Origin of the sequence: Kitasatospora sp. NPDC091207, from assembly GCF_044768625.1 — a bacterium.
GTDB lineage: Bacteria > Actinomycetota > Actinomycetes > Streptomycetales > Streptomycetaceae > Kitasatospora.
The window spans coordinates 304427-316881 of the sequence record NZ_JBIVVS010000001.1 but is presented as its reverse complement, the minus strand read 5'-3'; the positions used below and the strand labels follow the sequence as shown (position 1 = coordinate 316881).

The window sequence follows — 12455 nt, the reverse complement described above, 5'->3', positions numbered from 1 at the left end:
AAGGACAGGAGGGGGGACAGGAATGCGCGTCACCCTGCTCACCGAGGGGACGTACCCGCACCAGCACGGCGGCGTGAGCGTCTGGTGCGACCAGCTCGTCCAGGGCATGCCGGACGTCGACTTCGACGTCATCGCCGTCACCGGCACCGGCCACGAACCGCTGGCCTGGGAGCTGCCCGCCAACGTGCGGTCCGTCACGACCGCGCCGCTCTGGGGCCCCGCCGGCGACGGCAGACCACCCCGCGGCCGCGAGATGCGCCGCTTCCTCAACGCGTACGAGCGCTTCCTGCACTCCATCCTGGACCCGGTCTACACCACCCACTTCGGCACCGAGCTGTACGGCTTCGCCGACCTCGCCCGGCGCGGGCTGCTCAGCCCGGCGCTGCGCAGCGAGCGCGCCCTGCGCACCCTCCAGCACGTCTGGACCCGTGACTACCTCTCCACCGCCGTCTCCCGGCCCACAATGCACGACGCGCTCAACGCCACCGACCTGCTGGAGCACGCGCTGCGCCCGCTGTCGGTCGAGCCGCCGCAGGACGGCGTCGCGCACGCCGCGAGCGGCGGCCTGGCCACCCTTCCCGGGCTGATCGCCTCTCAGCAGTACGGCGTACCGTTTCTCCTCACCGAGCACGGCATCTACCTGCGCGAGCGCTACCTCGGGTACCGCACCGGCCCCTACCGCTGGCCGGTCAAGGCGCTGCTGCTGGGCTTCTACCGGATGCTCGCCGAGGAGAGCTACCGGCGGGCCGCGCTGGTCACCCCCGGCAACCGGTACAACCGGCGCTGGGAGGAGCGCGGCGGCACGCCGTCCGCGCACATCCGGACCGTCTACAACGGCGTGGACCCGGCAGCCTTCCCGCCCGCCGGGCCGGAGCCCTCGACGCCCACGCTCAGCTGGGCCGGCCGGGTCGACCCGATCAAGGACCTGGAGACGCTGATCCGCGCCTTCGCGATCGTGCGGGCCGAGATACCCGACGCGCGGCTGCGGCTGTTCGGCGGTACGCCCAAGGGCGGCGAGGGCTACCGCGACCAGTGCATAGCCCTGGCCGCCGAGCTCGGCGTCGCCGACTCGGTGGCCTTCGAAGGCCGCGTCGCGGACATCACCGACGCGTACGCGGCGGGGAACGTGGTGATGCTCTCCAGCATCAGCGAGGGCTTCCCGTTCACCCTGATCGAGGCGATGTCCTGCGGCCGCTCCACCGTCTCGACCGACGTGGGCGGCGTGCGCGAGGCCGTCGGCGACACCGGCCTGGTCGTCCCCCCGCGTGAACCCGAACCGATGGCGGCCGCCGCCGTCGAGCTGCTGCGCGACCCGGAGCGCCGGGCCCGGCTCGGCGAGCAGGCCCGGCTGCGGGTGATCGAGCAGTTCACGCTCCGCCAGAACATCGACGGCTTCCGCGGCATCTACACCGAGCTGCTGGGCACCTCCCGCTGGCTGCCGAACGGTGTGGTCGCCGTGGCCGACGGGGCCCCCGAACCGGACTGGGACGAGCCCGTCGCCGTCACCGAACGCAGCGAGGTGGGCGCGTGAACGAGCCGACCGTCCACAGGCGCGGGTGCCGCGGAGCGGCGGCCGGGCGCGGCGGGCGAACCGTGAACGAGGTGGCTGCATGAGCGGCCCGCTCCGCCTGGTGCCCGACGAGGCCGGCCCCGACTGGGCCGAGCAGACCGTCCAGCTGCGCACCCTCCCGAGGGGGCGCCGCCGGCCCGTGCTGCCCGCGCAGCGGACCGAGCCCGAGGAGCAGCTGGAGCTCTCCGCGGACCCGCTGGACGAGCTCGCCGAGCGGCTCGCCGACGTCTGCGCCGACGCGGTCCACCCCTACGAGATCGCGGCGTTCCTGGAGTCCGACGGCCTCTCCGACGAGCAGGCCGGACTGCTGTACGGCCGCCCCGACGCGTTCACCGTCGCCGAGGAGCTGTTCGAGAAGGTCCAGCGCCGCTACCCGGGCCCGAGCTCCGAGTTCGCCAACCCCTGGCGGGCCGACCCCTGGCGGTGCGTCGTTCGCGGCCTGGTGTTCGCCCTGCCCGGTCTCGGCTACCTGCTCGGCGCGAACCTGTTCGCGGCCACCCGGATGCGCTTCGGCCTCCCCTCCGGGATGCTCGCGCTCTCCGTCGCCACCCTGGTCAGCTGGTCCTGGAACCAGGCGCTGGCGCACCGCTCGTACACCTGGCTGGGCCGCGGCCGGCGTCGCGCGGCCGGGATCTGCCTGGCCGTGGGCGCGCCGCTGGGCGCGCTGGTCGCGGCCGCCGCCGGGTACGTGATCGGCGGTCCGCTCGGCGCGCTCTGCTTCGCCGCCGGGCAGTCCGGCTATCTGGCGGCGGCCACCGTCCTGCTGGTGCTCGGGCGGGAGAAGTTCCTGCTGGTCGCCCTGGCGCCGTCCGCGATCGGTGCGGGCGTGGTGCTGGCCGTGGACGTGCCGCAGCTCGTCCGGACGGTCGTGCTGCTGGCCTCGCTCGGGCTCGCGGTCGGACTGGCCGGCCGGGAGATCGTCCGCTGCCTGCGCAGCGAGCAGGACGCCACCATGCTGAAGCTCCCGATCGGCCAGGAGCTGCCGCACCTGCTGTTCGGCCTGGCGGTCGGCACCCTCACGATGATCGCCGGTCTCGGCACCACCGTTCACCAGGCGGTCCGTACCGGCGCCGCCGAAGGCGCGTCCGCCAGCCCGACGGGGCCGGCCATGATCGCGCTGACGCTCAGCCTCGGACTCGCCGAGTGGCTGCTCTTCCGCTACCGGGCGATGGCCGTCGCCGGGCTGCGGATCAGCCACACCCCCGCCGCGTTCGCCCGCCGCACCGCCGGTGTGCTGCTCGGCTGCCTGTTCATCTACCTCACCACCGTGGCCGCGCTGGACGCCGCCGCCACCGTGCTCTGGCCCGGCGCCCCGGCGCTCGGGGTCCCGGAGCTCGGCGCGCTGCTGCTGCTCGGCGGCTCACTCTGGCTGGCGCTGCTGCTGAACGCCTTCGGGTTCAGCTGGAGCACCGCCCTGATCTGTCTGGCAGCCGCGGGCGCCGAGTGCGCCGGACTGCTGACCGGTGTGGACCCGACCCTCCTGCAGCTGATCGGCTGCGGGGCCGCGGCCGCCGTCCTCACCGCAATCGCCGGGCCCGTGCTCGGCCGCACCACCAAGCACCGCTGAACCACCAAGCACCGCCGCACCACCGAGCACCGCCGCACCACCAAGCACCGCTGAACCACCAGCGCTGGGTCACCACTGTTCCCCACCCAGCCGTCCTCACCCCGTACCAAGAGCAGAAAGCGATTCACCGGATGAGCAACGTCGCCGTCACCGGAGCCGAGGGCTTCATCGGCTCCCACCTCGTCGAGACCCTGGTCGCGGACGGCCACCAGGTCCGCGCCATGGTGCAGTACAACTCCTTCTCGTCCTTCGGCTGGCTGGAGACCCTCCCCAAGGAGGTGCTGGACTCCGTCGAGATCGTCCTCGGCGACGTCCGGGACCCGGGCTCCGTCATCGGCCTGGTCAAGGGCACCGACGCGGTGTATCACCTGGCCGCGCTGATCGCGATCCCGTACTCCTACCGGGCCCCGCACTCCTACGTCGACACCAACGTCACCGGCACCCTCAACGTGCTGGAGGCCGTGCGCCACTTCGACGTCCCGCGCCTGGTGCACACCTCCACCAGCGAGACCTACGGCACCGCGCAGACCGTGCCGATCACCGAGGACCACCCGATCAACACCCAGTCCCCGTACGCGGCCTCCAAGGCCGGCGGGGACCGGCTGGCCGACAGCTACTACGCCAGCTTCGACACCCCGGTCGTCACCCTGCGCCCGTTCAACACCTTCGGCCCGCGCCAGTCGATGCGCGCCGTCATCCCCACCGTGATCGCCCAGCTGGCCGCCGGCGAGCGCGAGATCACCCTCGGCGACCTGCGCCCGACCCGCGACTTCACCTTCGTGAAGGACACCGCCAACGCCTTCCGCACGGTCGGCACCGCCCCCGCCGGGACCGTGGTCGGCAAGACCTTCAACGCCGGCACCGGCGGCGAGATCTCGGTCGGCGACCTGGTCACCCTGATCGGCAAGCTGATGGGCGTCGACATCACGGTGAAGGAGGACGAGCAGCGCATCCGCCCGGCCAACTCCGAGGTCATGCGCCTGGTCGCCGACGCCACCCGGCTGCGCACGGCCACCGGCTGGGCCCCGCAGTTCTCCCTGGAGCAGGGCCTGGAGCAGACCATCGAGTTCTTCCGCGACCCCGCCAACCTGGCGCGCTACAAGACCGACATCTACAACGTCTGATCTGCCGCACCTCACTGGCAGCACCGACACCCAAAGGCTCCTGTCGCACCAACCTTCCGTGGGGGAAACACCATGCATGCAGTGATCCTGGCCGGTGGCAAGGGCGTACGCCTTCGTCCGTACACCACCGCGCTCCCCAAGCCACTCGTCCCGATCGGCGACCAGCACGCGATCCTGGAGATCGTGATGCGCCAGCTCGCCGCCGCGGGCTTCACGACCGTCACCCTGGCCATCGGCCACCTCGGCCACATCATCCGCGCCTACGTCGGCAACGGCTCCCAGTGGGGGCTGCGGGTCGGCTACGCCGTCGAGGACAGCCCGCTCGGCACCATGGGCCCGCTGCTCACCATGCAGGACCGGCTGCCCGAGCACTTCCTGGTGATGAACGGCGACATCCTCACCGACCTGGACTTCGCCGGAGTGCTCAAGCACCACGAGGCCTCCGGGGCGCCGCTCACCATCGCCACCTACGCCCGCCAGGTCAAGATCGACTTCGGCGTGCTGACCACCGAGTCCGGCTCCATCACCGGCTTCCAGGAGAAGCCGAGCATCGACTACCGGGTCTCGATGGGCGTCTACGGCGTGTCCCGCTCGGCGCTCGCCGCGTACACCCCCGGCCTGCCGCTCGGCTTCGACGAACTGGTCCTCGACCTGCTCGCCGCCAAGACCCCGCCGGCCGCCTACGAGTTCGGCGGCTACTGGCTCGACATCGGCCGACCCGACGACTACGACCGGGCCAACGCCGATTTCGCGCTCAACCGCTCGCTGCTCCTCCCGGCCGAGCCCGAGGGCCTGTACGCCGTGCCGAACGGGCCGGAGCTGCCGATCCCGGCCGCCCGCACCGCGGCGGACGCCGCCGACGGGCAGCCGGCGGCGGCCGCGGCGACGGGCCCCGAGAACGGCGGGCGGGCCGCGTGAGAATCCTGCTGCTCGGCGCGGACGGCTTCCTCGGCCGGCACGCCGCCACCGTCCTGCGGTCACTGCCCGGAGCCACCGTGCTGACCGCGGGCCGGCGGCCCGACCACGACCTGCGTCTGGACCTGGCCACCGCCCAGGCCGGCCCGCTCGGCGAGGAGCTGGCCGCGCTCGCCCCCGACACGGTGGTGAACTTCGCCGGCGCGGTGTCCGGCAGCGCGGTCACGCTCGCCGAGGTCAACGCGCGCGGCCCGGCCGTGCTCTGCGAGGCCCTGGGGCTGGGCGCTCCGAAGGCCCGGCTGGTGCACATCGGCTCGGCCGGCGAGTACGGCGTCTGCGCCCCCGGCAGCTCCCTCGCCGAGGACGCCGACGCCCGCCCGGTCGGCGTCTACGGCGCGACCAAGCTGGCCGGCTCCCTCGCGGTGGCCGGCTCGCCGCTGGACGCCGTGGTGCTGCGGGTGTTCAACCCGGTCGGTCCGGGCGCACCGGCCGGCTCACTGCCCGGCCGGCTCGCCGCCGAGCTGCGCCGGGCGACCCCGGAGGGCGCCGGCGGCGTGGTGAAGGTCGGGGACCTCTCGGCCCACCGCGACTTCGTCGACGCCCGGGACATCGCCCGGGCGGTCGGCCTGGCCGTCGCCGCCGAGCGCCCGCTGCCCCGGGTGCTCAACCTCGCCTCCGGACAGGCGAAGCCGGTCCGGGCGATCGCGGACGGCCTGGTCGCGGCGGCCGGTTTCGCCGGCCGGATCGACGAGAGCGGCGCCGGCTCCGAGCGCTCGGCCGCCGTCTCCTGGCAGCAGGCCGATGTCTCGGCCGCCGCCCGGGAGCTCGGCTGGCACCCGGAGACCGCTCTCGCCGACACCCTGCGCGACCTGTGGCTCAGCACCGACCCACTGGTCACCGCATGACCGGCGCGAGCCACCTCGACGGCCGCCTGCTGGTGCCGCTGTACGTCCACCCCGCGGTGGACCCGGCGGCCTGGCAGGCGGTCGCCGCCGCCGACCCGGGCCGGATCGCCGCCGTCGTGCTGAACCTGGCCGACGGCCCCGGCGACACCCCCGACAACGTCTTCGCCGAGGCCGCCGACGAGCTGCGCAAGGCCGGCCTCCCACTGCTCGGCTACGCCGACACCGACTACGGCCGACGGCCCCACGCCGCCGTGGTGGAAGACATCCTGACGTACCGTCAGCGCCACGGCATCACCGGCGTCTACCTCGACCAGGTCGCCACCCATCCGGGTGCGCTGGCGCACTACCGTCGGCTGGCCACGGCGGCCCGCGCCGCCGGCTGCGCCACCGTGGTGTTCGGCCACGGCGACCACCCCGATCCCGGCTACGCCGAGGTCGGCATCGCGGACCTGCTGGTCACCTTCGAGGGGGACTGGGAGGCGTACCGCACGATGACCCTGCCGCTGTGGACCGGCCGGCACGCCGCCGCCCGCTTCTGTCACCTGGTGTACGACGTGCCGTCCGCGGAGGCCGGGGAGGCCACCGCGCTGATCGCCGCCCGCCGGGCCGGCGTCGGCTGCGCCGTCCCGGGCTCCGGGGAGAACCCGTGGAGCACCCTGCCGCACACCCTGACCGTCACCGAACCGACCTGATCCCACCCGGAGTTCGAGTACCGTGACCCGCCGCACCCGGCCCCTGTGGGCCGCCCTCGCCCTGACCACCGCCCTGGCGCTCGCCTCGTGCAGCAGCTCGGGCTCGGAGGACGAGGACGAGCCCTCGGCCGACGCCACCGGCGCCCAGCCGCCCGCGGCCACCGCCGCCCCCGTCCCGGGCACCCCGTCCGCACCCGCGACGAGCGAGCCCGGCACACCGAGCACTCCCGGCACCCCGTCCGCGCCCGCGACACCGACCCCGGGGACCCCGAGCGCTCCGGGGACCCCGGCAGCGCCGGCGACCCCGGGCACCCCCTCCGTGCCCGGCACCCCCGGCACCCCCGGCACGGCGCCGCAGCCCGCCGGTGCCCGCTGGCAGCCCGCCCCCGGCCTCGCCTGGCAGTGGCAACTCGGCGGCGGCGTCGACCAGTCGGTGGACGTCCCGGTCTACGACGTCGACGGCTTCGAGACCGACGCCTCCGTGGTCGCCGCCCTGCACGCCAAGGGCCGGAAGGTGATCTGCTACATCAACGCCGGCTCCTGGGAGGACTTCCGCCCCGACTCCGCCGCCTTCACCAAGGCGCTCCAGGGCTCCGGCAACGGCTGGAAGGGCGAGAAGTGGTTCGACATCCGCAAGATCGACCAGCTGAAGCCCCTGATGGCGGCCCGCTTCGACATGTGCCGCAGCAAGGGCTTCGACGCCGTCGAGCCCGACACCATCGAGGCCTACAACCAGAACAGCGGCTTCCCGCTCACGGCGGAGGACCAGCTGCGGTACAACCGCATGCTGGCCTCGCTCGCCCATGAGCGCGGCATGGCGATCGGCCTGAAGAACGACCTGGACCAGATCCCCGCCCTGCTGGCCGACTTCGACTTCGCGGTGAACGAGGAGTGCGCGCAGTTCAACGAGTGCGCCCGGCTCTCGCCCTTCATCCAGGCGGGCAAGGCGGTCTTCCATGTCGAGTACAAGCTCGGCACGGAGAAGTTCTGTGCCCAGAGCAAGTCGCTGGGCCTCAGCTCGATGCAGAAGAAACTGGAGCTGGACGCCTGGCGGAAGCCCTGCTGAGGCCCCGTCGGGACGGCAGGGCGTACCGGCCCGCCAGGCACCGCGTCGGAAGGGTTACTTGACCGCCAGCCAGATGACGGCGCCCACCGCGACCAGCGCGACGACGGCGATCACCGCGATCAGGCCGGTCCGGCTGCCGCCGTTGCTGCTGCCGTAGGTGGAGACGGAGCCCGGTGCCTGGGGTGCCGGGGTCTCGTCGACGAACGCCCGGAACATCTGGGTGTTGCCGGCGGGGTCGTAGTCGTTGTCAGCCATGGCACGGACTCTAACGAATCCGCCGACCCCGCCGACACCCCGGACCTCCTCCGGCGCTCCCCGGCCACCCCGCGCGGCGGCCCGGGCCGGGGAGTACGACAAGCTTGTGAAGCTTGTCCGGAGGATGGAATGCCCGTCCACGCGATCCGGTTGACTCGGGTCATGACCGGAATCCACAGTGACGCCCCCGGCCGGGTCCAGCTCGGCACCTCCGACCTCGCCGTGCACCCGCTCTCCCTCGGCGGCAACGTCTTCGGTTGGACGGCCGACGAGGAACAGTCCTTCGCCGTCCTCGACGCGTACGCGGCCGCCGGCGGAAACTTCGTCGACACCGCCGACACCTACTCCTCCTGGGTGCCCGGCAACACCGGCGGCGAGTCCGAGAGCATCATCGGCGACTGGCTGCGCAGCCGGGGCAACCGCGACGACATCGTGATCGCCACCAAGGTCGGCCTCCACCCCGAGGCCCGCGGTCTGGGCGCGGCCACCATCAAGTCCTCGGTCGAGGGCTCGCTGCGCCGCCTCGGCGTCGAGCACATCGACCTCTACTACACCCACCAGGACGACGACACCCCGGTGGAGGAGTTCATCACCGCGCTGGACGGGCTGGTGAAGCAGGGCAAGGTCCGCGCGATCGCCGCCTCCAACATCGGCGCCGAGCGGCTCGCCGAGGCCCTCGCCTTCTCCGAGCGCGAGGGCCTGGCCAAGTACGTCGCGATCCAGCCGCACTACAACCTGGTCTCCCGCGCCACGTTCGAGGGCCCGCTGGCCGACGTGGTCGCCGAGCACGGCCTCGCCACCGTGCCCTACTACGCCCTCGCCTCCGGCTTCCTGACCGGCAAGTACCGCCTCGGCGGCGCCGACGTGACCAGCGCCCGGTCCGAGGGCGCCTCCCGCTACCTGGCCGACCCGCGCGGCCCCAAGGTGCTGGAGGCGCTGGACACCGTCGCCGCCGAGCACGGCGTCGAGCTCGCCAGCGTGGCGCTGGCCTGGCTGGGCACCCGCCCGACGGTCGCCGCCCCGATTGCCAGCGCCCGCGGCGTCGAGCAGCTCCCCCCGCTGCTGGCCGCCGCCTCCCTGCGGCTCACCCCGGAGGAGCTCGCCCTGCTGGACGGCGCGTCCTCCTGACCACGGCGGCGGGGGGCCCCCGGGGGGGGGGGGCGCCGGGGCCCCCCCCCCCGCGCCCCCGGGGGGGGGGGCCCGCCCCCGGGGGGGGGGGCGCCCCCCCGGGGGGGGGCGCCCCGGGGGGGGGGGCGGGCCCCCCGCCCCCGGGGGGGGGCCCCGGGGGGGCCCCCCCGCCGGGGGCCCCCCGCGCCGGAGGCATCGTTACGGGCGCCCGAAATGCGTGGGGTAGAAGCCACTGCTGAGGGTGGAGACCCGCACCGTCTTCCCCGGCCGGGGCGCCTCGACGAAGGTGCCGTCGCCGAGGTAGATCCCCACGTGGTGGATCCCGGAGGCCCGGCCGCTGTCCGACCAGAACAGCAGGTCACCGCGGCGCAGCTGCCCGGCGGTGATCGGGGTGGTGGCCGCGTACTGGTCGTCCGCCACCCGCGGCAGGCTGATCCCGCCGCGCCGGTAGGCCTGCTGGACCAGCCCCGAGCAGTCGTAGCCGGACGGGCCGTTGCCACCCCAGACGTACGGCTTGCCGAGCTGGGCGAGCGCGTAGTCGACCGCCGCCTGCATGCCACGGGAGGCCGGCCCGCTGTCGGGCCGGGTGGCGGACGGCGCGGATGTGGCGGCCGACCCGCCGCCGGACTGGCCGGTGCGGCTGAGGTAGACGTCGTAGTGGCTGGTGTACCGCCACTCGCCGCTGCCGTTCTTGAACCAGTACTTGGAGCCGTCCCACCCCTGCCGCATCCCCGAGGAGGAGGACCCGGACGACGACCCGGAGGACGCCGGGGGCGTGGCCGGGCCGTTGGAGACGGCCACCTTGCCGGCGGACCCGCCGGACCCGCCGGACGCGCCCGACGCGCCGGTACGGGCGGCGTAGACGTCGTAGTGGCTGGTCCAGCGCCAGGCGCCGCTCACGCTCTTGAACCAGTACTTCGAGCCGTCCCAGCCCGGTTTGCCGGGCGCGGCGTGCGCGGACCCGGCACCGGCCGTCAGCCCCACCACGCCGGCTCCCGCCAGCACCGTGGTGGCCAGGCAGGTATTTCGCACGGCCCGGTGTATTCGCGCGCCACCGGACGCCCCCGAAGCCCCGGCCGTCGGGCGGGCGGTGCGCGGCCGGGCGGCGCAGTTGGCGCAGCCGCAACCCGCCATCGCGGGGATGCTGCCGAGGCTCTCCTCGAAACCGATCAGCGCCGCGTCGGCGTCGAGACCCGCGAACCCCGCTTCGAACCCCGCTTCGAAGCCGGCGCCGAAGTCGGCTCCGAAGTCCGCCGCGACATCGGTCTCCGTACCGGTGGCTATCCTCATGCCGGTCGTCCTTCCTTCCGCCCGGCCCGGGCGGCCGGGGACGGTACCGAGGCGGCCACTCCGGCCGGGGCGACGAAGGCGACCAGCAGCTGCTCCATCAGCGCGCTGCGGGCGGCCTCGTCCAGCTCGTGCGCGGTCGCGCGCTCCAGCCGGCGGACGGCGAGCGCCGCCGCCTCCACCGCGTCGTCCACCAGCACCGTGCGCAGGCCCGCGTCCAGGTCGGCGAGCCGGCGGCGGCGCATCGACTCGGCGACCTCGGGCGCGTAGTCCAGCGCCAGCGGCTGCGCCGAGTAGACCTCCAGTCCGGCCGGGGCGACCTCGGCGGCGAGCGAGCGGGTCAGCTCGTCGGCGAACCACTGGCCGTCGCGCAGCGCGGGGCCGGGCGCCGCGTTGCTGTCGCACGGCAGCATGGACGCGGTGCGGGTCAGCACCGCCTGCACCTGCTCGCGCAGGTAGTTCTCGTGGTCCTCGATCGCCAGCAGCGCCCGGGCGGTGTCCTTGACCCGCCAGACGATCAGCAGCCGGACGACGATCGGCGTACCGGTCCGGTCGACCACCTTGACCGGCTCGCTGCGCCAGTGCCGCAGCCGCACATCCACCCGGCGCCGGCGCAGCAGCGGGTTGACCCAGACCAGTCCGGTGCGCCGGACGGTGCCGCGGTAGCGGCCCCAACGGCTGAGCACCCGGGTCTCGCCGCCCGCGTTGGCCAGCAGCCCGGCCAGCGAGAGGACGATCAGCAGACCGGCCGCGCTGACGGCGGCGACGGACCTGGCCTCCACCTCGGCCCCGCCGCCGGCCCGGGCGGCGGCGCTGCGCAGATCGGGCAGCGCGTCCCAGTACGGGATGACGCCGTCGTTCAGCAGGACCAGCAGGACGGCGGCCACCCCGGCCAGCAGCGCCAGCAGGGCGATCCAGCCGGGCAACGCGGTGGCGCCGTGCTCGCGCAGCGCCTGGTCGGCGCGCGGGGGGCGGCGGGAGGTGGTCGCGGTGGCCGCGCCGGCCGGGGTGGCCTCCGGGAGCTCCACGGCCTCCGGGGCCGCCGTCTCCAGCGGGTCCCGCAGGTCGACCGGCGTGCCCGCCGGGCCGGGGACGACCACGAGCGGCGTCGTCGCCGGGCCGTGGTCGACCGGTTTGTCGGTCTTGACCGCCCTCACCAGCGGGCTGGAGCCGGAGGCGGAACGTTCCGGCAGGGCCGGGGGCAACGCCTTGGGCAAATGGTCGGGTCGCTGCGAAGAATCGCGGGTGACGTCCATGCACGGATCCTCGGGTTCAGTGTGTCGCGCAACGGGCGGCCCGGATCTGACGGGCAGTGCCAGAGTCAGGCTAAGTTCATACGTCATCAAATGCGACATTTGAGATAGAGCGTGTCGACATTTACTGACGAATCATCCGAAGCTGACCTGACGCGCAGGCACATGAGCGGATGGTCGGAGTGATTCAGCGCCTTCGGCCGCCGGGGCCGCGAGCGAAGACCCGGCGGGTGATCAGGCCGATCCCGGTGAGCAACAGCAGCAGACCGGCGAGCACGCCACGCCAGCCCTCGGCCCGGGAGTGGCCGGCGGCCGGCTGGGCGCGCGCTGCTCCGGCCCCGGTCGAGGGCCCGCCGGACGGCCCGGCCGGGGGCGCGGCCAGCGCCCGGGAGGGCTCGACCGAGACCTGCCCGGCCGGCACCGCCGGCACGGCCCCGGCGGTCGGAGTGGCTGTGGGGACGGGGGTGAGGGCGGGGATGAGGGCGGGGATGAGGGGCGTGCCGGCCGGGGTGGCCGGGGTCGGCGGGACGGCCGGGGCGGTCCCTGCCGGGGCGGGCGTGCCGGCGGCCGGGGTGACGGCGGTCGGGCTCGGGCTGACGCTCTGACGTGGACCGACGCCCGGGCTCGGGCTCGGAGTCGGGCCCGGAGTCAGACTCGTACTCGGACTCGCCGAGGGCGTCGCCGCCGTGAGCG

10 protein-coding genes and 2 pseudogenes are annotated in these 12455 nt (G+C 74.3%); 8 read left to right on the top strand and 4 right to left on the bottom strand.

Annotated elements, in window-relative coordinates; all coding sequences use genetic code 11:
* The first annotated feature begins 22 nt into the window (after positions 1-22).
* The 7 genes and pseudogenes from pelF (at position 23) to ACIQTO_RS01375 (ending at position 7839) form a co-directional block, all read left to right on the top strand.
* Complete coding sequence (gene pelF / locus ACIQTO_RS01405) at positions 23-1531, top strand: GT4 family glycosyltransferase PelF (RefSeq protein ID WP_402381309.1); 1509 nt, start codon at positions 23-25, stop codon at positions 1529-1531.
* Between the two features lie 79 nt (positions 1532-1610).
* Positions 1611-3137 carry a hypothetical protein gene (locus ACIQTO_RS01400; RefSeq protein ID WP_402381306.1) on the top strand — a complete coding sequence of 509 codons (1527 nt, stop codon included), beginning with the start codon at positions 1611-1613 and terminating at the stop codon, positions 3135-3137.
* A gap of 131 nt (positions 3138-3268) precedes the next feature.
* Positions 3269-4261 (top strand): GDP-mannose 4,6-dehydratase, encoded by a 993-nt coding sequence (locus ACIQTO_RS01395; RefSeq protein ID WP_402381304.1) that lies wholly within the window; start codon positions 3269-3271, stop codon positions 4259-4261.
* A 72-nt stretch (positions 4262-4333) separates the two neighbouring features.
* Positions 4334-5035 (top strand): annotated as a pseudogene (locus tag ACIQTO_RS01390) (NDP-sugar synthase); the annotation flags it as partial.
* A 140-nt stretch (positions 5036-5175) separates the two neighbouring features.
* Positions 5176-6081: an NAD-dependent epimerase/dehydratase family protein gene (locus tag ACIQTO_RS01385; protein WP_402381301.1), complete on the top strand. Its 906-nt coding sequence runs from the start codon at positions 5176-5178 to the stop codon at positions 6079-6081.
* Positions 6078-6773 carry a spherulation-specific family 4 protein gene (locus ACIQTO_RS01380; RefSeq protein ID WP_402381298.1) on the top strand — a complete coding sequence of 232 codons (696 nt, stop codon included), beginning with the start codon at positions 6078-6080 and terminating at the stop codon, positions 6771-6773. Before ACIQTO_RS01385 ends, ACIQTO_RS01380 begins: the two co-directional genes overlap by 4 nt.
* Positions 6774-7092: 319 nt before the next feature.
* Positions 7093-7839 (top strand): endo alpha-1,4 polygalactosaminidase, encoded by a 747-nt coding sequence (locus tag ACIQTO_RS01375; RefSeq protein WP_402382698.1) that lies wholly within the window; start codon positions 7093-7095, stop codon positions 7837-7839.
* A 54-nt stretch (positions 7840-7893) separates the two neighbouring features.
* Here ACIQTO_RS01375 and ACIQTO_RS01370 read toward each other — a convergent pair whose 3' ends face one another.
* Positions 7894-8094, bottom strand: a complete 201-nt coding sequence (locus tag ACIQTO_RS01370) for a hypothetical protein (protein ID WP_402381296.1) — start codon at positions 8092-8094, stop codon at positions 7894-7896.
* A 162-nt stretch (positions 8095-8256) separates the two neighbouring features.
* Between ACIQTO_RS01370 and ACIQTO_RS01365 the strand changes: the two genes are divergently transcribed.
* Positions 8257-9222 carry an aldo/keto reductase gene (locus ACIQTO_RS01365; protein ID WP_402381293.1) on the top strand — a complete coding sequence of 322 codons (966 nt, stop codon included), beginning with the start codon at positions 8257-8259 and terminating at the stop codon, positions 9220-9222.
* 198 nt (positions 9223-9420) lie between these two features.
* On the opposite strand, the gene ACIQTO_RS01360 is transcribed toward ACIQTO_RS01365, so the two are convergent.
* From ACIQTO_RS01360 to ACIQTO_RS01350, 3 genes and pseudogenes are all read right to left on the bottom strand, one after another.
* The gene (locus tag ACIQTO_RS01360) at positions 9421-10512 is read right to left on the bottom strand and encodes a C40 family peptidase (protein ID WP_402381290.1); all 1092 of its coding nucleotides are present in this window, start codon (positions 10510-10512) and stop codon (positions 9421-9423) included.
* Positions 10509-11765: an SPFH domain-containing protein gene (locus ACIQTO_RS01355; RefSeq protein ID WP_402381287.1), complete on the bottom strand. Its 1257-nt coding sequence runs from the start codon at positions 11763-11765 to the stop codon at positions 10509-10511. Before ACIQTO_RS01355 ends, ACIQTO_RS01360 begins: the two co-directional genes overlap by 4 nt.
* 184 nt (positions 11766-11949) lie before the next feature.
* Positions 11950-12455, bottom strand: a pseudogene (locus ACIQTO_RS01350) (hypothetical protein); the annotation flags it as partial.